Here is a 21,265-nt window from a genome sequence, read left to right on the forward strand (position 1 = left end):
AATTATGAGTACAGACGGAGGGTTTCTTATAAGGGTTGCGGAATTTCGAAGTTTAGAATAAAATTAATTCTGTGCTAAAAATTTCCAGTAGCGTAAATTAAAAAGGTTGATGACCCTGTTAGTAATTTGCTTAAGAGCTATAAATGTGAAGGATATTTTACATAATAGAATTATAGCTTACAGCTAAGGTGTTGAATCAAAACTACTTATATATCAATCTGTACTATAATTTATATTATGTAAAATAGACTTTTTAGAATGCCACTATTACTTCTACAATAGAACCTTAAAAATTATATAAAAATCCGACATACCAAATCCTACACATCATCTCACCGACATTTAAAATCATCCCCAGGATAATTTCAAATGCTCGTGTATGTAAAATAAAATGTTTAATATCCCACATCTACATAAATTTCATCCCAACCGAAAATCTGATTGAGCCATATATTCATCAAACTAAAACAAAAAAAATGCCCATCATTGCTGACAGGCATTACAATTAAAAGTTTAAGCGTCTTAATCTATAACTGTTACGTTTACCGCGTTTAATCCTTTTTTTCCTTGAATTAGCTCAAACTCGACTTCATCGCCTTCGCGTATCTCATCTACTAATCCTGAAATGTGAACGAAATGATCGTTCGTTGAACCTTCTTCCGTAATAAACCCGAAACCTTTGGTCTCGTTGAAGAATTTTACTGTTCCTTTACTCATGGTACTCTAATTAAATGTTACTAATTAATCTACTACATTCAATTATAGTGCCATAAATATGTTTTGGCTACGCGTCTTATCTCTTATAGCCTCCGTATTTATCACTATTTGCCGGAATATTGTTGGCTAATAGGCAGTTTTGTCCTGTTTGGTATCCCAGTCCCTAAAAACGGTCAAGGCTTCTTTACGGGCCAATTGTACAAACTTTATCTGACGCCCATCTATATCCTTATCAATTTCATCATAAATAAACTGGTCATCAAAATCTATGGCTGCGGCGTCCTCTCGGTTGCATCCAAAAAATACCATTTTGGGCCTGGTCCAATAGATGGCACCCAAGCACATTGGGCAGGGTTCACACGAGGTATAAATGGTGCAATCCGTTAATTCAAAATTGTTCAAGGTCTTACAGGCCTTGCGTATGGCCACTACTTCTGCATGTGCGGTGGGGTCATTGGTAGAGGTTACTTGATTGTATCCCTCGGCAATGATCTCACCATCTTTCACCACCACTGCGCCAAAGGGTCCGCCTGCATTGGATTGCATTCCTTCTGCAGCGAGGGCTATGGCTCTCTTCATAAAATATTCATCCTGTTCCGTCATCTCTTCTATTTATTTTAACGCTGGCAAATTTCGTATTTTCTTGCTTTACACCTATGCCTTTTCGCCACTAAGTATGCCTTAATCCGTTGCCAAAGCCGTTACCAGCATTTTAGCCGTTCTTACCTTATAGGTATCATCCGTATAATCGGTCCAAGCAAAATATAGGGTTCCCTCTTCTATTTCCATTTGTGGGAATCCAGATTTGCGTGAACCATCCATTACGGCTATAGTCCGTGGTGTGAACAATGTTCCGTTTCTATTTACTTGCATCACTTTGAAAGAGGCTTTTCCCGCTTCGGATTCCATCCAACTTACTACGGCCGTTTCCTCGTCCACCCAAAGGACATCTACCCGGCCCATTACATGTTCATCGGCAATTAAAACGGGATTGGAAAAATGCTCTCCGCCATCATCGGAAAATATTACCTGTACCCTGGGCGTTTCCTGTGCGGCCGTAAACCACGCAGCGACCAAATTATTTCCCATTGCGGACACTTTTGGTCCGTTGACGGGACAACCTTTTATGACCCAATTATCGTCATGGATGGTTTTTGGTGCCGTCCACTGCCCCTTTACCTGTCTTACAATGCTGATATCCCGCACTTCATCTTCGGTACGGTCACGGTACAGCACCACGGGCCCGTTATCGGTAATGGCGGAAGTGGTCTGGCAGCAGTCGCACGTACTTGCATCCAATTCCTCCTCCTGGGCCAATTTTCCCGCTACGGAAACCACACCGGCACGCAAGGTCATTGCCCCCCGCTCCCCTACTTCATTTTCCATGGTATTTCTACCGTCCAACCAATTCACGAAAAAGGCATCCTTGTATGGCGTAACACTCACAAAACCGTGTTCCGTAGGGGTTGCATCGGTATGTAACGCTAATCCCGTAGTCCATTCCTGTGCATTACGGGGTTTTATGTTCATCTGAATATCATAGGAATAGGTACCCTTGCTGGATTTCTTAAGCACATGGGACCATAAATGGCCGTTGTTTTCCGCGATCATTGGATAATCCGCCCAATTGACAAACCAATCGCTACCCGTTATGATCGTCTGCGCCCCTTGCCATTCCCCATCCTGCAATTGGGCATACTTAACGGTAAAGACCGAATCGTTGACCGCCTCTACCCAAGAAAGTAGGGTCAGGTCCTTATTGGATACGACATGCGGTAGGGAGCTCATTGCCTTGGCGGGCGATTTCATTTCCTGAAGGTCTAACTGCGCCACCTCCTTTTTTTGTGGCCGCTCCTGCTGTTGTTTGCATCCTACGCATAGCAGGAAAAGGACCAAGAACAACCTATATACTACCTTTTGCATCAGTTTATATTGGTTAACCGTTCTACCATTTCTGGGGTGTTCCAAGACATACCGCCGTCAAAACGGGCTACCTGCTCCCCTACTTCATTATAAATCAAGGTTACGGGTAAGGCGCTAATGTCCTTCTCTGGATACGACCCATTGTATTTTATAAACTTAAAATCAAAGCCCCTGTCCAACTTGAACTTTGTTATCTTTTCCACGGATTGGTCCGATGCCAGTAGAAAGACGTAGTTTTCCTTTTCCAGGATGGACTGCAGTTCCAGCAAATCGGGCATTTCCTCTATACAGGGCCTGCACCAGGTGGCCCAATAGTTCATTAGAATGCGTTTTCCCTTAAAGTCCTTCAACGATACCGCATTGCCCTCTAAATCCTCATAAAGTGATGTTACGGCCTTTTCTTGCACCAAGGGTTGGGCTTTTACGGGAGATGTAGTTTTTGCGTCTTTGTTGTCCTTACAGTTCAAGAATACCAGACAAAGCAAACTGCATGTTAGATACTTTATGGAAGTAGAAAAATAATTTATTCGTAGATACATGTAGAATTATCGGGTTTTATGTAATAGGATTTATAATTTTTGGCCTTTTCATCCATACATCCACAGAGGTTCAATACCTCTATCCGTTTAAAATCTATGGGATGGGATTCTGCCTGTATGGCTATGTAACCTTCCTTTAACGCCTCTCCTTCCTTATAGGCGGAATCCAAGTAGCCGGCAATATTTCCTCCGCCAATAGTGGGCGAGCTATATGCCATGACCACTTTATCCTCCATCTTATGCTGTATCAATGAATCACCCAAAACCAAGGCTTCCACAGTTACCCATTGGTCCCCATGATAGGTATTGGAAACGGAGTTTACGCAATGGGTCGTAAATAGGCTATCGTTCAAAACCACATTGGTGCCCGGGGTACATAGATTGGCCGTAGTGCGCGGTTGGTTACCATCGCCCCCTAATAATTGCAGTTCCAACGAAATGGGAAAATCCTGGTCCAAGCCTAGAGTGCCCGGTTCTTGACAATGCAACATCAGTCCGTTATTACGAAAGGCCCATGCAGGACCATCGGTCATTTGATCGCCAACAAACCTGTAAGTGGCCCTTAGTTTATAATGTGAAAATTTTTCCTTGTAAAACAAATGTCCGAAATTGCCCTTGAACGTATCGGTCTTAGCATACCTGACACTCAACAGTCCATCATCATACACAAAACGGTCCCTATAGTTTTCCCCAAGGGCGGCACCGGTAAATTTTGGGGTCCAGTCCCCATAGTTGCTGCCATCAAAAATAGCTACCCAGTCATCTTCCGCTTCATTGGTGGACTTTTCTCCACAGGCAATGCATACTACGATAACCAATGGTAGCACCAATATTTTAATACTTGACCTAAGGGCGTTTTTAATTGAGAAATTAGTTGTCAATTTCATGGAAGTTCTAAATGGGTTATTCAATAATGTCTTCTTGCTTAAGCACCTTTACGATGCGCGTAAAAGGACTGTACGAACTTACTTTAAATCACGATTGAAAACAAAAAAAAACCGTTCCTATTCAGAACGGTTTTCCTATAATTGAATACTATTTATTTTATGGCTACAAGCTCTAGCTCAAACGTAAGGTCCTCACCGGCCAATGGATGATTTGCATCTACCACAATATTGTCATCATTTACTTCCGCAACACGCAGTTGCTTTTCGCTACCGTCCGCATTGGTGGCCATTAGTGCCATATTTACCTCTACCTTTAAATCTTCAGGTAAATCCGATTTGCTTACGGTCTGAAAAAGTTCCTTGCGTTTTTCGCCATAGGCTTCTTCCTTGGCAATTACGATGGTCTTTTTTTCATTGGGCGCCATATCCAACAATCCTTTTTCAAAACCGGGGATTAAGCTACCTTCTCCTAATTTCACTTCCAAAGGCTCCCTGTTTACGGAACTATCAAAGACTTGGCCATCACTCAATTTTCCTGTGTAATGAAGTACTACTCTGTCGTCTGCTTTTACTTTGCTCATACTGTTTTATTCTACTAATTATCTTTTATAAGAAACAAAGGTATCGTTCTCATAGGCCAAAAAAGAATTATAGCGCAAAACCTTGGGCTTTTAGGTTTAGTTTAACGTAAATAAGCATGTATTAAGCGATTTACGCACCATTTAGACCCAATTTCACGAACGTAGTTGTGCATAGCTCTACCGTTTCTTTAGGGCCATACCCCATTTTTAAAGCAATTAAAACCGTATATTTAAAGGTCAACTTAACAACCAACAAAATTACGTTCATTATGAAACTACACTGCTCCTTAGGCATATGGGTATGCCTTTTTCTATGCTTTAATACCACCATAGCCCAACATACTATTGGAATTTTTGATGGAAATACCGCCGTAGGCAACCCAAAGATCAAAGGCACCGCCAATTACAATGCAAAGGACCAGACCTATACCTTAACAGGTTCCGGAACCAATATGTGGTTTGGCGCTGATGAATTTCAATACCTATGGACCACCATACAAGGTGATTTTATAGTGAGGGCCACCGTACATTTTAACGGTGAAGGAAAAGACCCCCACCGTAAGGCCGGTTGGATCATCAAGGACAACCTGGATACCAACTCCAGACATGTAAACGCCAGCACACATGGGGACGGACTCACCTCTTTGCAGTACCGTAAAACGGTTGGAGGAAATACCGAAGAACTAAAGTCCGACCAACAATCGCCCACCATAATACAATTGGAACGCCGGGGAACTACCTACATGATGTCTACGGCCAAATTTGGGGAGGAATTCGTAAGTGAGACCCTCACCGATATGGAGTTGGACAATGAAGTTTATGTAGGTGTCTATGTCTGTTCCCACAACCCCAAGGTATTGGAGAGCGCTACCTTCAGTAACGTAAGGATCATAAAGCCCGTAGCAGAAGATTACTCCCCGTATAGGGATTATATTGGCAGTAATTTGGAACTAATGGATGTGGAGAGCGGTCATAGAAAAATACTCCACCATTCCGCCCATTCTATCCAAGCTCCCAATTGGACGGTTGATGGCAAGAAATTGATTTATAATTCCAAAGGACATCTTTATAATTATGAGTTGGAAACTTCTACCATAACTCCGTTAAATACCGGATTTGCAGTACATAACAATAATGACCACGTACTTACCTTTGACGGAAAACTCTTGGGCATAAGCAACCATAACCAAGACGACGGGGGTAAATCCGCACTTTACTATTTGCCTACCCAGGGGGATTCACTACCTAAAATGGTGACCAAACCAGGGGTCGGTGCCTCCTATTTTCACGGGTGGTCTCCCAATAATAAGGAAATGTTGTTCACGGGCGAACGCAACGGAGCTTATAACATATTTTCAATCAATGTAAAATCAGGAAAGGAAGAACAACTGACGGATTTTGCTACCTTGGATGATGGGCCTGAATTTGATGCTAAAGGCAAATATATTTATTTCAACTCCGTACGTTCCGGAACCATGCAATTGTACCGTATGAAGGCCAATGGAAAAAAACAGACCCAACTGACCTTTGATGACTATAACAATTGGTTTCCCCATATTAGTCCCGATCAAAATTGGATCGTCTTCATTTCCTTTCCAAAAGATATTGACCCTAGCCAACATCCGTTCTATAAACATTGCATGTTAAGAATTATGCCCGCTAAAGGAGGAACACCCAAAGTTTTGGCCCATATTTATGGCGGACAAGGTACTATTAATGTTCCAAGTTGGTCTCCGGATAGCAAGAAAATAGCTTTTGTAACGAATACGGATAGTTATTAAATGATAACTTTATATAGAATAGCTTTAATTATTGATTATTATGTTTATCTATTTCTTTTATAGCACCTTCATAACGTATGGATAAACGGTCTGATGATGTGACCGATACTTGTGCGGTTCTATTTGGGTAGACCAACAAATTAACGGTATACTGTTCGGTATTGTTTTTGGCCTTGAACTGGATTTTAAATGCATTTTTGTCCGTATCATACACCCCTGAATACGATTTTGCTCGACCATCAAATTCAATACCGGTAGCGGATCCATAGCCTGCATTGAACTGTCGCTCTCCATAATAGGGCAAATTACCGGATACAGAATCGCCCATCACCCTTAAATAATTAGGATTCCCCATTAGATTGATACGGGTAACATTACTTCCAGGAGGCAAAAGACCTGCATTGGAAATATTATTTAGACTACGTGTAGCCATAGGGTTTGCCCATTCCGCAATGAATTCAAAGGATTGATGCTGCATAACCTCCTGCAACGAACTGATCTCTGCTTCTGTGGGTGCCTTGGTTGTAGAACAATTCCACAAAAGCGCTGAAAATAACAAATACAAAATTTTCCTTCCCATAGCTTTCAATAGTATCGATAATGCATTATAACCCACTAAAATTATGCCAGTTGAGGATTCCTTCACATAAAATGATACTAAAATTCTTCCTCCTCGAACTGGGTATCGGCTAAGATCGTTTTTTGCACTTTTTCGGAATTCAGGTCCTTATAGAGTGCCTTGATCAGTCTAAGCCTCTTTTTCTCGGAAATATCCAAAGTATCCAACCCCCTGATCTTTTGTAGTAGTGCCGTTCTACGTTTTAATTGTACCGCTGCGTAATTAGGTTCAAACTGGTACATAATAGGTCCGTCATCCTCAACGGACAAGGATGACTTTTTCTGTAGGCTGTCCGTTTGCGCATGTACTGTTGCTACACTGAATAATAAGCAGCAAAATGCAAAACGATATAACGTTTTCATTGTTTGATCATTTAGGTTCTTCCCCTAAAGTACTAACAAATTTCAAAATAAGGACAAGTAAGATTTATTTACTTATCCAAAGATTTCCACTCAACTTTAATGTAAATGATAACGTACTAAGAGTTCTTACTGGATTTTAAGGTGTAGTCCGTAAAATCATCCTCAAGTTCAAAAGTCTCCTGAATATGATAATTTACATCCTTAAATTGATCGGGCAATAACTCATTGGTTCCACGTAAGTAATTCAATAAGGACTCGTTGGCAGCGATCAATTTATCTATTTTTTGTTTTAGATATTCCTTGGTCTCGAAAAGTGCACAGGTAGAAGGCTCATATAGGTATGAATCTATCTTAGTTCTTATATGCTGAAGGATGTTATAACAACGTTCTAATTTTCCTAAACATTTAGATTTGTCCTGAACATTTTCCATAGCACAAAGGATTTAAATGGTTTGTGGGAATTTTAGTTCAAATTAAGAAAGTTGCTCGAAGATAAATGGACTTTTACATGCTTTAACTTAAATTTAATTTTCCCACCTTTAAGATAACGATTTAAAAACAAAAGGGTTAGAAATTCATAACCTAAATGAAAATTATTTTTAAGTTTTTTTTAGTTGTATGGATTAACGGAAATGAGTACCTTAAACTAAACTTTCAACCTATGAATATCAATTTTGAATATGACGATGTCAAAGCCAGCAATCGTTTAGAGATTATGGCTGCCCAGAAATTAGAAAAATTAATGGACAAATTCGATTTTATAGTACGATCCGATGTTTTTTTTAAGAAGGAAAACACCTCTTCCCCAGACACCGGTATGGTATGCAACATCCGCTTGAGTGCCCCAGGGCCGCGTTTGTTTGCGCAATCCTCCACCGCTAGTTTTGAGGCCTCCATTGCCTCGTCCGTAGAAGATTTACAACGACAATTGGAAAAACGTAAGGCCAAGATGCAATCGCATTAAACACTATTATTCCGGAGCTACGGAAGATGTTTATTCCTTAGCCTCGTGTTCATTGGCTATTACCTCTTGTATTCGTTCAGAAAACGGATTGCGTTTTAATTCCTCGATTAAACGCTTTCGTTTTCTGTCCGAAATATCAAGGGTGTCCAATATTTCCTTAGTGTGGTATTGATATGCAATTCTACTCTGCTTTAATGCAATCCTCTTAGAGGCCGGAAGCACAAAATCCGACTCAAATTGGTTCAATAGGGTACGTTTTTTTACGTAAGATTCCACCATTACGGTGTCTTGGGCCTGCGTTGTATGAATTCCTACAAAAAATCCTACAACGACAACCCCAAATAGGGTTATATTTTTCATGTCAATAACGTGTTCTAAGAGAAAATTAATACATAAAATACAAACCCCAATATTCTACTATAAACTTATCTGTTTATCGAAAAAAGTTTACATTTAATCCATACTTCTTACCCACGATATTGCCGGTAATTTTTAAACTTAAGTTGTAAGCTAATTTAATTTTTTTAAGGGCGAATGTGACTATAACTTTATATGGTTCTCCATTCATTTTTAAAAGCAAATTCCTCCTGGGGCTTTCGTTTACGTTTAGCTACTTCTGCCTCTTGCAATTTCTCCGGCAAATCGCTTAACGTGCCACCGTAATAACCAATGGCAATTCCTGTAGTAATATGATACTCCTCTGGCACTTTGAATATGTTATGGGCTTTTTTCCAATCCAGACCTGCCATATGGTGAAGTGCTATGCCCATATGTTCCGCTTGTATGGCCATGGTCCCCAAACACATTCCCAAATCGTGCAGGGCATGAAAATTCTCCTTACCCTCCGGATTGGTTTTCTTATAGGCGGATAGCATAAGTACCGGAGCATTGGTTGCCCATGACTGGTTGAACTCTCCCAAACATTCCGCTATTTTATCATAGGTATCCGATCCTTTATGCGCATATATAAATCGCCATGGCTGCCAATTATTGGAACTGGCAGACCACCTAGCAGCTTCAAACAAAGTCTGCATCTCTTCTTCACGTAGTTCTTGATCACTGAAAATCCTTGGGCTATACCGCTGTTTCAATAGATTTAATAGTTCATGATCCGTATCCGCAACTTTTTCCTTTTCAATGTGTTCTTGCTGTACCATATTTATCTTTTACAGTTAAAAATTTATTTTAAAAGTACGTTTAAATGAAAATTTTGATTGATCTTATCCCATTAATTTTTAATGTATTGAGTTGATTCTCAAGCTGTGAAGAAATTGCTAAAATAATTTTCAAAAGGACTATTTATAGTACCTTTGCCACTTTTAAATTTGCATATGATAGTCTGGATCGTTTTTATTGCCTTTGTACTTGTTTTTCTAGCCTTAGACCTTGGAGTGTTCCATAAGAACGACCATGTCATAAAATCTAAGGAGGCCGGGATATGGACCGCTATATGGGTAACCGTTGCCTTAAGTTTTAGCGGCGTGATCTATTGGTTGTTCAATACCGGACTAATTGAAAATCCAACCGGACTTACACCCAACAATGCCGTATTAAAATATATTACGGGGTATTTGATAGAGTTGTCCCTGAGCGTGGACAATGTTTTTGTCATCGCTGTAATCTTCGGTTCTTTCAAGATTCCGCCTTTGTACCAACACCGTGTACTATTTTGGGGAATTTTGGGAGCCATAGTATTTAGGGCACTGATGATTTTCTTTGGGGTTGCCCTCATCACCAAATTTGAATGGATTATCTATATTTTCGGTATTTTTCTGTTATACACTGCATTTAATATGCTCAAGGGCGAGGATGATAATTTTGATCCAAAAAATTCCTTTGTATTTAAACAGATCAAAAAGATTTATCCCGTGACCACCCAAATGCACGGACATGATTTTTTCATTAGAAGAATGGGCGTTAAAGCTGCTACGCCACTATTTGTAGCCCTAATCGTTATTGAACTAACCGACATTCTTTTTGCACTTGACAGTATACCTGCTATTTTGGCCATCACCGCAGACCCATTTATTGTATTTACCTCTAATATTTTAGCAATATTAGGCCTAAGGTCTATGTATTTTCTAATTTCAAGAATGCTTGAAAAGTTTAGGTACATTAACTATAGTCTGGTGGTAATCCTAGCATTTGTTGGACTTAAAATGCTCTTTTCGCACTACATTGAACTACCGGAATGGGTATCCTTAGCGGTTATTTCAATTTCATTGGTATCTGGTATTTTAGCCTCGGTACTGATCAAGGAGAAGACAACACCATAATGAGTAATCTGATTAAGGTTATGAAGTATTGGTGCAGCTATTGAGCACAACTTATTTTTGCGATAATTTTGCATCTATAATGGCCAATGCATCATTTACCGTTTGCATCTGATCCATATCCTCATTCTCTAACCTGATATCAAAAGCATCTTCCACATCCAATACAATATCCACTAAATTGGCCGAATTAATGTTCAGGTTTTCCATAAAGTGACTATTTTGCTTAATATCGGCAACATCCACATCTTCAGGCAAATATACTTTTACTATATTTTTTAAAGTTTGATATTTCTCTTCCCTTTCCATATACACTAATTTTAATACCGATTGGTTTATATATCCGATTTGTAGGATTTGAAAATGACACAAGCATTAACATCTCCAAAGCCAAAACTTGCCTTTGCAATAATTGAAGCATTATTAGAAATTGGTTCCCGAGGAACACATTGATCACTAATGATTGATTCAATGTCCGGATGCAGATCATTACAGTTAATATTCTTAAAAATAGTATTTTCTTGAAACTGCAATATACTTGCCACACATTCTATGCTTCCGGCGGCGGCCAAACAATGACCAACCGTTCCCTTAAAAGAATTAATATACGGAAAGTCCTTGCCTGAACGCCCCAAAGCCTTGCTCCAATTTTCAATTTCCAACGCATCTTTGGATGTCGCCGTCAAATGTCCGTTAACAACTTCGATATCCGCAGTACTAATACCCGCATTGGAGATAGCCTTGCGGATACAACGCTGCACCGCCATACTATTTGGTGCGGTCATGGACCCTCCGCCCAGTTGTCCGCCACTATTGAGCTCTCCACCCAAAACTTCTGCATATATTCTTGCACCCCTTTTCCGGGCACTTTCCAAGGATTCCATTACCAATGCCCCTGCACCACTACCGGGTATAAATCCGCCAGCGGTGGCACTCATAGGTCTACTGGCCTGGGTAGGGTTATCGTTATAGGTCCTTGGCAGTATGCGCATTGCATCAAAACCGCCCCAAACGTAGGGTCCGCTATCACTACAACTACCCGTTAAAATTTTTTCTGCCTTACCTTGGCTAATGCGGTCATACGCCATGATGACCCCTTCGGTACCTGTGGTACACGCCGCAGAATTTGTCGTCACTTGATTTCCGCACCCTAACAATCCACCTAAATAGGCACTTATACCGCTTGCCATGGTCTGTATGACCGATGTGCTTCCCAACCGACGAACGTTTCCCTCATCAATTAAATGAATGGCCTCTCTAAACTTGTCGACCCCTAGAATACCGGTACCAAAAATGATGCCTTGGTCCCAATTTGGAATTGACGTGGTATTTTTACTCAAACCGGCATCGGCCCATGCATCCATACCCGCTATGACCCCATATACAATTCCGGTTGCGTTTAAGCCCCGGAGTTCCAATGGAGTAAAATAGTTGGCCAACATGGCCTGGTTTACCGGTGGCTCACCGGCTACTTGACAACCAAAACCTAATTTTTCCAGTTGTGGCCGGTGCGTAATTCCACTAGTGCCCTGAATAAGTGATTGGGTAAAATTGGTTAACCCTATACCGTTTGGGGCACAAACGCCCATACCTGTGATAACTACGCGCCTACCCATTATTGAAACCTATCATGCCCGCTATGGTACCCTTGCAAACCAAATTATTCTCCTCATTAAACATTTTTACGCTACATTTTAATTTCTGAAACCTAAAATATTCCAGTACGGATACTACCCGTACAATCTCTCCCGGAAACACCGGTTTAAGAAACTCCATTGCGGTGCTGCTCATGCCAATGGTCAGGTACTGTAAATTCTTTTCATCCTTCAATAAAAAAATTCCCAAAGACACTAGACCTATTTGCGCACAACACTCCGTCAACAATACACCGGGCGTAACTGGGCGGTCCTTAAAATGTCCTTTATAAAAATAGGCATCCGGTGGAAAACGATATTGACCTTCCGCTCCCGTGGCATGTATATTCGTAAGTTCATCCACAAACAAAAAAGGTTCAGTATATGGTAAGGCCTCCAGTACCCATTGCCATGATCGTTCACTCATCTTTTTGCTATATTCATTACTGTAAACTTTCCCCTCCATCGACCTTTATGACCGTGCCGGTTATCCATTTTGCTTCATCAAGCGTTAACATATATACTGCATTGGCCACATCTTCCGGTGTTGTCAACCGTTTATTAGGATTGCGGGCCAAGGCATGTTCTTTTATGGATGCATAGCCCGGTATCATTTTTAAGGATTTGGTGAGGGTAACTCCCGCTTGTAGGCAATTGGCCTTAATTCCCATTGGTGCAAATTCCAAGGCGATATTTCTCGTTAGCGCTTCCAACGCGACTTTTGCCACGGAAACTGCGCCATAATTGGGCAATGCCCTAGTATTGCCCTCGCTTGTAAATGAAATGATACGGGTATCCGCGGCGAATACATCTGCAGCAAATAATGCTTTGGTCCAATCATAAAGGCTAAGTGCCATTGCCTCTAACGTAATCTTAAAATCCGCATTTACCAAGGTTGACCCTTGTTCCGAATACATTGGTTTCAACGTACCTTTGGCCACACTATGCACCAATACCTTGATGCAATGTCCTTGAGGCAGCAGATTCTGAATTTCCATAACGGCCGCAGTGCGTTTATCCGCATTAAAGGCATCTATATTCATGGTAATCAACTTATTGCCATAAGCCCTGATCATATTAAACGATGCTTCAATATCCTCCAGCTCCAAACGCCTGTCCCTATGTACAATAATTACATGATAACCATGAGCGGCCAATTTTTTGGCCGTGGCAAGTCCCAGGCCACTGCTGCCGCCTAAAATTAAGGCCCAAAACGTATTGTTGTTATTTGTTGTACCCATAATACATTACCATTCTATTAATACACGCTGTGCTGAAAACCCAGGACCAAAACTTAAAATTAGTCCCTGCTCCCCAACCGGTATCGGCTTTTCCAAAAAACGCTCTAATACATATAATACGGTGGCACTGCTCATATTGCCATATAAGCGCAAAACTTCACGGGTATCATCTATATTCTTACCCAACGCTCCAAAAAGCGATTCTACCGTCTGTACGATTTTCTTGCCCCCAGGATGAAAGATCAAATGGTCCACATCGTTTATAGAGGTTTCATATTTTTTTAAGAAAGGATGCACAATATCTTCAAAATGATCGGCAATGGTTTCGGGTACTGCAGGATCAAGTATCATTTTTAATCCGTGATTGGTCAAATCAAAACCCATCATATGGGTGGCATCCTTAAAATGGTACATTTCCTCTCCTACGATCTTGGGCCCCACTGCATGTTCCTCCGATGATAACAGAACACATGCCGCACCATCACCAAATATGGCCGCACTAACCATATTGGCCATGGAAAAATCATTCAGTTGAAAAGTAGCGGTAGGACTTTCAACGGATATCAATGCGATACGTTTTCCCGGATTGGATTTAAGGAAATTATGAGCATAGATAATCCCGGACACTCCAGCGGCACAACCCATTTCAGTTACCGGAAGCCTTACGACATCCTTTCTTAAACCCAACGCATTAATGAGATAAGCATCCAAAGACGGAATCATGATACCCGTACAACTTACCGTAATGATATAATCCAAGGAATCTGCCTGCCATTTACTCTTATGCAGGGCATTTCTGAGCACATTTTCGCCCATACGTTTAACCTCCCGTACGTAAATCCTATTTTTATCCTCAAAAGTGGTTGCTGAAAAAACCTCTTCGGGCGGCATTATGGAATAACGTTTATCCACGGCCGCACCCTCAAATATCTTAATTACCTTTCTGATAAAACGTTCTTCCTGACCGCTTAACCAGAACTCCACTAAGGGTAGTATTTCTTTTGTCTCCCTATAATATTTGGGCAATTCTTTGGTGACACTAACAATTCTTGTATAATTCATAGCCATTCTTACCCTAATCTACTACTTCTTTTTTAAAATCCACAGATACCTGAAGGCCCATTTCCATTTAATGTAATGATCCGCCCCATCAACTTGATGCGCATACCCCATTAGTTCCCTCCTTTTAAAAGCCCTCAGAATAGATAAAAGTCCATCCTTTTGGGCAATTTCCGTCTTAATAAAAAATAGCCCGAACACTTTGAACAAATAGTATGCAAGTGGATTTCTTTGTAAATCATTAATGACTACACCTATAGAAGCCAATGAAACAAACCTTTTTAAAAATTTAACAATTTCCACATTGTTAAAATGATGAAGGGTCAAGGTGGTCATTACAATATCAAATTGCGCTGGTAAAAATTCCGCGGATAAAATATCACGTTGCATATACCTAATTTCCGGAAATTCAACCGAATTTCGCCGAGCCAATTCCAAACTTTGTGCATTGAGGTCCACCCCTATCAATTGAACCTTAATCTTTCGCTTTCTAGCGGCTAAAGCGAGTTTTCTTAGCATGGTACCCTCTGCACAACCCATATCCAAAATCGTATACGATTCTTTTCTTTTTTTTGCAATTAATTGAAATACAGCATTTAATGTTATAGCATATCCTCCTAATAATCGATTTACCCTATTGATATCGTTTAAAATGGCTTGTAGTGACTCTTTGGACCCATTATAGTGATCCATAATTTCAATCTCCGTACTTCTTCTAAAAAAATCCTTCATCAATGCACTAGTTTACCATGTGTTTTAGAAATAATATAATTTAGGACACGGGGAGACTTTCCGATAGTGCGAATTCCTAACGAAACCCACTTATCGTGCATTAATATAGACTGTAATTTTCTACCCATCCATATACGCTTTCCAAAATTTGCGGACCAGGCTTTTATATATTCTTGTTCCAATTGTGTGCGATCGTATGCCGAATCATTTTTATAGGTCAAAATTAACTCGGCCACAATTTTTGCACTATGAACCGCCATGGCCATGCCATTACCGCACAACGGATGAATTAGTCCAGCCGTATCGCCACACATTAACAGATGATCTACAACTACCTCCTTTTTGGAAAATGAAATTTGGGCAATGGTCATTGGTTGTTCAAAAACTGGAGTTGCCTCTTCCAAAAATTGCTTTAAATACTTATTTTGTGCCACCACATGGTTATTGAACTCCTGTACATCCCTATAGCGCTTAAAACTGTTATAATGTACCAAATAGCAAAAGTTAATGTGACCTAGCTCCGTTGTTGATAGTCCGCCGTACCCTCCTTCAAAATTATGAAGACCCACAACATCCGATGGAAAATCATTCCAGGTATAATGACCTTTTACCGCCAACCAACCGTGCTTCATTAAACTAAAATTCCGTTTAAGGCTTTTGTCCAATAAAGAACGTTTACCATAGGCACCTATAGCCAATTTGGACGTGTACGCTCTGGTAATCGTGGTTATAATAAAGCCATTTTCCCTAAAATTACATTGAACAACTTTTTCAAAATAGAAATGAACACCTAAAGCTTTTGCCCTCTTATACAATAAATTATCCAAGGTATATCTACTGATCCCGTATCCCCCTAGGTCCAAATTGGTCTGCAATAAATCACCTTTTACGGCTGAAAGCTGAAGTCTTTTTATATCTACCGCACCTACGTTATGGAGATCAATACCCAACCTGCCCAGATAAGGTGCTATTTCCTTAGACACATATTCCCCGCACACCTTGTGGTGCGGATAGGTATTGGCTTCCATAACTGCTACATCCATACCTTCTTGCGCCAAATGTATCGCAACGGTCAAACCGGCCAATCCGCCACCTATGATAACAATTTCGTGTTCTTTCACTTATGGAAAGTTACATCAAAACAAAAAACCCTGCTATTAGCAGGGTCTTTATTTCTAATTCAAAAGCATAAAAGTATGCCTCTTAATTTGTTTGGGACTTCGCCTCTTGTTTTAATTCCTCACTTGCAACAATGGCCAATTCCACACGTCTGTTCTTTGCCTTACCCTCAGACGTAGTATTATCGCCTACAGGTTGGTTCTCTCCATACCATTTGGTATCAAACCTACTTGCGTCTATACCTTTTGCAACTAGGTAATTGGTAACGGATTGTGCCCTTTGCTTGGACAGATTCATATTATATTCGTCCGCCCCGGCACTATCGGTATGTCCCTCGACCAAAATATTGGATTTTGGATATTCCTTGAAAATGTTCGCCAATTTATCCAAAGTTGCGGCCGATGTTCCTTGTACGTTAGATTTATTGGTATCAAAATATACCCCTGCATCTTCATTAAAGGTTACATTGATACCTTCACCAACTCTTTTTACTTCCGCACCAGGTATTTCCTCCTCAATACGTTCTGCCTGACGATCCATTCTATTACCAATATATCCACCTGCAGCACCACCAATGGCAGCACCCAATATTGCACCAAGGGCAGTATTGTTACCACTACCCACGTTATTGCCCAACACTCCGCCAATTACGGCACCACCAGTGGCCCCTATAACTGCACCTTTTTGCGTTTTATTTGCATTTTTTACCGTGCTACAGCTCATTACCATTGCCAGTGCAAGAATATAGCTGGTCTTACGTAATATCATTGTTTTCATATGTTTAATTTTAATTATTAAGTAGGTTATTATTTTTTACTGAACTCATATACCACGTTCACAGGTGAACCGTCTACCATAACGTTGGATTTTAGTACCATTGCATAATCGGTAAGGGCATCAATAGTCAATCGATATCCTGCACCGCCCGATATATCCTGATTTTTTTCATTGATAAATTTAAATTGTAGCTGACTGCTATAATTTTCCTCTCTTTCTACCACAGACCATCTAATATAGCGGTCACCGCCATTACACAGTGTTGACGGACTAATAGTATATCTTCCGGTACTATTATTATCACGAAAGAACCACTCGCTACCTTCTAAGCAGATATCCTCCACATCATTGAACAGTACAGCTTTTACATTACCGGTGTTTCCTTCAAAAGCAACATTATCCAAAGTCCAGGTACCGCTCAACAAGTTTCTTTTAGCTCGTGCATCCTTTGAGATGGAACAAGACGACACTAAAAGAACGATACTGACTAGCCAAACTAATTTCTTCATAAATAAATGTATTTAGGTTAAGGTTAAAACGTATATACGTTATGTCTTACTTTTTGGATGGGCAATCTTTATAAATTACCTCAAGACATTGCAAAGATGACTGATTACCCGCATATCTTTTGGCTCTAAAAAAAAAGATGTTAACGTGTATCCTAGTAAGCTATTAATTCTTGAAGTATAACGGCAAATCTGTCTTTTGGCAAATACTGTGCTTCCAAAGCGGAGTTAAAAGGAATAGGAGTTTCCAAACTACCTACCCTTTTTATGGGGCCATCCAAATATTCAAAGCAATGTTCCATGACCAAGGCGGAAATATCACTAGCAATACCACCAAACAAACTATCTTCCTGAAGAATGATCAGCTTACCCGTTTTCCGTACTGAACTATATACGGCATCTATATCTAACGGTTGCAGGGTACGCAAATCAAGCACATCTGCTGAATCTATCCCTAATGTATCCAACGTTTCCAAAGCCCAATGAACCCCTGCCCCATAAGTAACTATAGTAATAGATGCACCTTCCCTAATCAAACTTGCCTTGCCAAATGGTAGTGTATAGTAATCTACGGGTACTTCTTGATAGCTACTTCTGTACAACCCTTTATGCTCAAAGAACAACACCGGATTTGGGTCTTCAATGGCCGTGGCCAATAAACCCTTTGCATCATAGGGAAAAGCCGGATACACTACTTTAAGTCCCGGGGTCTTTGTAAACCAGGCCTCGTTGGTCTGTGAATGGAACGGACCGGCGGCTACCCCGCCACCACATGGCATACGGATTACTACATCCGCATGTTCCCCCCATCTATAATAACTTTTGGCCAAATAGTTGACAATGGGATTAAAACCCGTACTTGCAAAATCTGCAAATTGCATTTCCATGACCGCTTTCATACCGTTTATGGACAAGCCCATTGCAGCGGAAACTATAGCCGATTCACATATGGGCGTGTTACGCACTCGTTCCTTTCCAAAATCGTTGATAAAGCCTTCCGTAATCTTGAATACACCTCCATAGTCCGCCACATCCTGACCCATGATAACCAGATTTTCAAACCTTTGCATTGACTGCTTTAACCCTTGAGATATGGCATCTACCAAGCGGATACTTTTTGTATGTATTGAGGGTTCAATTAATTTAAAATCAAATGTTTTGTATACCTCAATTAATTCTTTACTTTCATTAGGTACAATTGCATCTTCATTAAACGCCATTTGCAAATGTGAGTCTATTTTGTCCTGTATATCCTTTTGAAATTCTTCAATAGACTCCATATTGACTATATCCTGCTTCAGTAAAAATTGCTTAAAATTATCAAGCGGGTCCTTAGCGGCCCAGGTATCCATTAATTCTTGTGGAACATATTTGGTTCCACTGGCTTCCTCATGCCCCCGCATACGAAAGGTTTTAAATTCCAATAATACCGGTCTAGGACGATTACGCATATCTTGGGCCAGAGTCCTTACCCTAGTATATACCTCAAGGATATTATTGCCATCTATTATATGGGACTCCATACCATAGCCAATACCCTTATCGGCCAAATGCTCACATTTAAACTGTTCATTGGTAGGCGTGGAAAGTCCGTATCCATTATTTTCAACACAGAACAATACCGGTAAATCCCATACGGAAGCCACATTCAACGCTTCGTGAAAATCACCTTCGCTCGTGGCCCCTTCTCCCGTAAAAACCGCAGTTACCTTTTTTTCATTACGCAGTTTATGGGCAAGGGCAATACCGTCTGCCACACCTAATTGCGGACCCAAATGTGATATCATCCCTATAATCCTATATTCTTGGGTTCCAAAATGAAAACTTCTGTCCCGCCCTTGTGTAAAACCACTGGCTTTACCCTGCCATTGTGCAAACAAGCGGTGCAAAGGAATATTCCTTGTCGTAAAAATGCCAAGATTTCTATGCATGGGCAAAATGTACTCATCATTATTGAGTGCACTGGCCACACCTACAGAAATAGCTTCCTGGCCAATACCACTGAACCATTTTGATATTTTACCCTGACGTAGTAAAATCAACATTTTCTCTTCAATCATTCTGGGCAACAGCATTGATTTATAGAGTTTTATCTGAAAATCCTTATCAACCTTAAATTGTTTATAGTCCATCAACTGGTATTGTAAGTATTATAAAATATAAATGTAACAAAAATGCCTACAGCAACTAACATTTATAACACAGCTTGTAAATCGGCAATTATTATTAATTTTACATAAATATCATAAAATTATGAGCTTGGTACCTAGTATTGATTTATCTGATTTTCTTTCGGAGGACCCAAAAAGAAAACAAAAATTTATAAATGAGATCGGTAAGGCATTTGAAGAAATAGGCTTTGTTGCGCTGAGCGGTCATTTTCTATCGGACGAACTGGTTGATTCCTTGTATGACGAAATTAAAAAATTCTTTAATCTGCCCCAAGATGTTAAGGATTCATACGAAATAGAAGGTATTGGTGGTCAACGAGGTTACACATCCTTTGGAAAGGAACATGCAAAAGGCAGAAAGGAAGGAGACTTAAAGGAGTTTTGGCATTTTGGACAGTATGTGGAGAACGACCCTAAATTGGAAAAGGAATATCCGGACAATGTATTGGTCAAAGAGCTTCCCAAATTCAATGAAGTTGGAAAAGAGACCTATAAAATGCTTGAAAAAACCGCAAAATATGTTTTGCGTGCCCTGGCCCTACACTTAGATTTGGATGAATATTATTTTGATGATTTCATTAAAAACGGTAATTCCATATTACGCCCCATTCATTATCCTCCTATTACCACGGAACCTAAAAATGCGGTAAGAGCGGCGGCACATGGTGATATCAATTTAATTACCCTTTTAATGGGGGCACATGGTAAAGGTCTACAAGTAAAGAACCATGAGGGCGAATGGGTAGATGCCATTGCAAAGCCGGACGAATTAATGATCAATGTAGGTGATATGCTTTCTAGATTGACCAATAACCGATTGCTTTCTACCATACACCAAGTGGTAAACCCACCTAAGGAACTTTGGGGCACTTCTAGATATTCCGTACCATTCTTTATGCATCCGGTTAGCGAAATGTCATTGAACTGTTTAGATAATTGTGTTGATGAAGATCATCCAAAACTTTATTCCGACATTACTGCGGGCGAATTTTTACATGAGCGTTTGATTGAATTAGGATTGATAAAGAAGTAACAATGGACTTACAAGACCAGCTTAAAAATCTTTTTCCCGATCATGAACCCCAAGATATTCCTGTTGAAAAAGAACCACAGGACCGTATTTGGTTGCAGGATGAGCCCATAATTTGTAAATACGAAAAGCGTAAAGGCAAGCCAATTACCATTTTGGAAGGATATACCGGTGCAACGGAAGATTTTAAAAAATTGGCCAAGGATATCAAAAAAACGTTGAGCGTAGGCGGTAGTTTTAAGGATGACAAAATCATTATCCAGGGAGATTACCGGGCAAAAATCATGGACATTTTAAAGGAGAAAGGCTTTAAGGTAAAACGCGTAGGAGGATAATTTTTATAGTTTAAT

Annotated in this window: 26 protein-coding genes; 5 read left to right on the plus strand and 21 right to left on the minus strand. The window is 40.2% G+C overall.

The annotated features are described in order from the left end of the window. Positions 1-522: 522 nt before the first annotated feature. From JM81_RS02670 to JM81_RS02695, 6 genes are all read right to left on the minus strand, one after another. Positions 523-717: a cold-shock protein gene (locus JM81_RS02670; protein ID WP_089260297.1), complete on the minus strand. Its 195-nt coding sequence runs from the start codon at positions 715-717 to the stop codon at positions 523-525. A 126-nt stretch (positions 718-843) separates the two neighbouring features. Beyond that, a complete protein-coding gene (locus tag JM81_RS02675; RefSeq protein WP_144800585.1) occupies positions 844-1,320 on the minus strand; it encodes a nucleoside deaminase in 477 nt (158 codons plus the stop codon). 78 nt (positions 1,321-1,398) lie between these two features. Continuing rightward, the gene (locus JM81_RS02680; RefSeq protein WP_144800586.1) at positions 1,399-2,640 is read right to left on the minus strand and encodes a hypothetical protein; all 1,242 of its coding nucleotides are present in this window, start codon (positions 2,638-2,640) and stop codon (positions 1,399-1,401) included. Continuing rightward, positions 2,640-3,179 carry a TlpA family protein disulfide reductase gene (locus JM81_RS02685; protein WP_261374942.1) on the minus strand — a complete coding sequence of 180 codons (540 nt, stop codon included), beginning with the start codon at positions 3,177-3,179 and terminating at the stop codon, positions 2,640-2,642. The genes JM81_RS02680 and JM81_RS02685 overlap by 1 nt, the downstream gene beginning before the upstream one ends. Further along, positions 3,164-4,066 carry a DUF1080 domain-containing protein gene (locus tag JM81_RS02690; protein WP_144800587.1) on the minus strand — a complete coding sequence of 301 codons (903 nt, stop codon included), beginning with the start codon at positions 4,064-4,066 and terminating at the stop codon, positions 3,164-3,166. The genes JM81_RS02685 and JM81_RS02690 overlap by 16 nt, the downstream gene beginning before the upstream one ends. Positions 4,067-4,218: 152 nt before the next feature. After that, positions 4,219-4,647: a peptidylprolyl isomerase gene (locus JM81_RS02695; RefSeq protein ID WP_144800588.1), complete on the minus strand. Its 429-nt coding sequence runs from the start codon at positions 4,645-4,647 to the stop codon at positions 4,219-4,221. 269 nt (positions 4,648-4,916) lie between these two features. On the opposite strand from JM81_RS02695, the gene JM81_RS02700 reads away from it, so the two are divergent. Then, positions 4,917-6,428, plus strand: coding sequence for a TolB family protein (locus JM81_RS02700; RefSeq protein WP_144800589.1), 1,512 nt, complete (start codon positions 4,917-4,919; stop codon positions 6,426-6,428). A 28-nt stretch (positions 6,429-6,456) separates the two neighbouring features. On the opposite strand, the gene JM81_RS02705 is transcribed toward JM81_RS02700, so the two are convergent. The 3 genes from JM81_RS02705 to JM81_RS02715 all read right to left on the minus strand — a co-directional run bounded on the left by JM81_RS02705 (position 6,457) and on the right by JM81_RS02715 (position 7,840). After that, entirely contained in the window at positions 6,457-7,008 is a 552-nt protein-coding gene (locus JM81_RS02705; protein WP_144800590.1) for a DUF4251 domain-containing protein, read from the minus strand. Between the two features lie 77 nt (positions 7,009-7,085). Further along, positions 7,086-7,409 carry a hypothetical protein gene (locus JM81_RS02710; RefSeq protein ID WP_144800591.1) on the minus strand — a complete coding sequence of 108 codons (324 nt, stop codon included), beginning with the start codon at positions 7,407-7,409 and terminating at the stop codon, positions 7,086-7,088. A 116-nt stretch (positions 7,410-7,525) separates the two neighbouring features. Then, positions 7,526-7,840 carry a hypothetical protein gene (locus JM81_RS02715; protein ID WP_144800592.1) on the minus strand — a complete coding sequence of 105 codons (315 nt, stop codon included), beginning with the start codon at positions 7,838-7,840 and terminating at the stop codon, positions 7,526-7,528. A 230-nt stretch (positions 7,841-8,070) separates the two neighbouring features. Here JM81_RS02715 and JM81_RS02720 point away from each other — a divergent pair, with 230 nt between their 5' ends. Beyond that, the gene (locus JM81_RS02720; protein ID WP_089260611.1) at positions 8,071-8,373 is read left to right on the plus strand and encodes an HPF/RaiA family ribosome-associated protein; all 303 of its coding nucleotides are present in this window, start codon (positions 8,071-8,073) and stop codon (positions 8,371-8,373) included. Positions 8,374-8,403: 30 nt separating this feature from the next. On the opposite strand, the gene JM81_RS02725 is transcribed toward JM81_RS02720, so the two are convergent. Beyond that, positions 8,404-8,733: a hypothetical protein gene (locus tag JM81_RS02725; protein ID WP_144800593.1), complete on the minus strand. Its 330-nt coding sequence runs from the start codon at positions 8,731-8,733 to the stop codon at positions 8,404-8,406. Positions 8,734-8,921: 188 nt separating this feature from the next. Next, complete coding sequence (locus JM81_RS02730; protein WP_144800594.1) at positions 8,922-9,530, minus strand: nitroreductase family protein; 609 nt, start codon at positions 9,528-9,530, stop codon at positions 8,922-8,924. A 174-nt stretch (positions 9,531-9,704) separates the two neighbouring features. Here JM81_RS02730 and JM81_RS02735 point away from each other — a divergent pair, with 174 nt between their 5' ends. Then, complete coding sequence (locus JM81_RS02735) at positions 9,705-10,649, plus strand: TerC family protein (protein ID WP_089260287.1); 945 nt, start codon at positions 9,705-9,707, stop codon at positions 10,647-10,649. 51 nt (positions 10,650-10,700) lie between these two features. Here JM81_RS02735 and JM81_RS02740 read toward each other — a convergent pair whose 3' ends face one another. The 10 genes from JM81_RS02740 to JM81_RS02785 form a co-directional block, all read right to left on the minus strand. Further along, on the minus strand, positions 10,701-10,955 hold the full coding sequence (locus JM81_RS02740; RefSeq protein WP_144800595.1) for an acyl carrier protein: 255 nt from the start codon (positions 10,953-10,955) through the stop codon (positions 10,701-10,703). Positions 10,956-10,981: 26 nt separating this feature from the next. After that, on the minus strand, positions 10,982-12,262 hold the full coding sequence (locus JM81_RS02745) for a beta-ketoacyl-[acyl-carrier-protein] synthase family protein (RefSeq protein ID WP_144800596.1): 1,281 nt from the start codon (positions 12,260-12,262) through the stop codon (positions 10,982-10,984). Further along, on the minus strand, positions 12,255-12,707 hold the full coding sequence (locus tag JM81_RS02750) for a 3-hydroxyacyl-ACP dehydratase FabZ family protein (protein ID WP_144800597.1): 453 nt from the start codon (positions 12,705-12,707) through the stop codon (positions 12,255-12,257). The genes JM81_RS02745 and JM81_RS02750 overlap by 8 nt, the downstream gene beginning before the upstream one ends. Before the next feature lie 16 nt (positions 12,708-12,723). Continuing rightward, positions 12,724-13,521, minus strand: a complete 798-nt coding sequence (locus tag JM81_RS02755) for an SDR family oxidoreductase (RefSeq protein ID WP_144800598.1) — start codon at positions 13,519-13,521, stop codon at positions 12,724-12,726. A gap of 6 nt (positions 13,522-13,527) precedes the next feature. Next, positions 13,528-14,583 (minus strand): type III polyketide synthase, encoded by a 1,056-nt coding sequence (locus JM81_RS02760; protein ID WP_144800599.1) that lies wholly within the window; start codon positions 14,581-14,583, stop codon positions 13,528-13,530. Between the two features lie 21 nt (positions 14,584-14,604). Then, positions 14,605-15,312: a methyltransferase domain-containing protein gene (locus JM81_RS02765; protein WP_144800600.1), complete on the minus strand. Its 708-nt coding sequence runs from the start codon at positions 15,310-15,312 to the stop codon at positions 14,605-14,607. Further along, a complete protein-coding gene (locus tag JM81_RS02770) occupies positions 15,312-16,433 on the minus strand; it encodes an NAD(P)/FAD-dependent oxidoreductase (protein WP_144800601.1) in 1,122 nt (373 codons plus the stop codon). Before JM81_RS02770 ends, JM81_RS02765 begins: the two co-directional genes overlap by 1 nt. 82 nt (positions 16,434-16,515) lie before the next feature. Next, positions 16,516-17,199: an OmpA family protein gene (locus tag JM81_RS02775; RefSeq protein WP_379921833.1), complete on the minus strand. Its 684-nt coding sequence runs from the start codon at positions 17,197-17,199 to the stop codon at positions 16,516-16,518. A gap of 38 nt (positions 17,200-17,237) precedes the next feature. Next, on the minus strand, positions 17,238-17,717 hold the full coding sequence (locus JM81_RS02780) for a lipocalin family protein (protein WP_144800603.1): 480 nt from the start codon (positions 17,715-17,717) through the stop codon (positions 17,238-17,240). A 152-nt stretch (positions 17,718-17,869) separates the two neighbouring features. Then, positions 17,870-19,846 (minus strand): dehydrogenase E1 component subunit alpha/beta, encoded by a 1,977-nt coding sequence (locus tag JM81_RS02785; protein WP_261374943.1) that lies wholly within the window; start codon positions 19,844-19,846, stop codon positions 17,870-17,872. 121 nt (positions 19,847-19,967) lie between these two features. Between JM81_RS02785 and JM81_RS02790 the strand changes: the two genes are divergently transcribed. Together JM81_RS02790 and JM81_RS02795 are read left to right on the plus strand one after the other, a co-directional pair. Beyond that, positions 19,968-20,918 (plus strand): isopenicillin N synthase family dioxygenase, encoded by a 951-nt coding sequence (locus JM81_RS02790; RefSeq protein ID WP_144800604.1) that lies wholly within the window; start codon positions 19,968-19,970, stop codon positions 20,916-20,918. 2 nt (positions 20,919-20,920) lie between these two features. Then, complete coding sequence (locus tag JM81_RS02795; protein WP_144800605.1) at positions 20,921-21,250, plus strand: translation initiation factor; 330 nt, start codon at positions 20,921-20,923, stop codon at positions 21,248-21,250. The last annotated feature ends 15 nt before the right edge of the window (positions 21,251-21,265 follow it).

It is taken from the genome of Maribacter sp. MAR_2009_72 (genome assembly GCF_007827235.1).
Lineage (GTDB): Bacteria > Bacteroidota > Bacteroidia > Flavobacteriales > Flavobacteriaceae > Maribacter > Maribacter sedimenticola.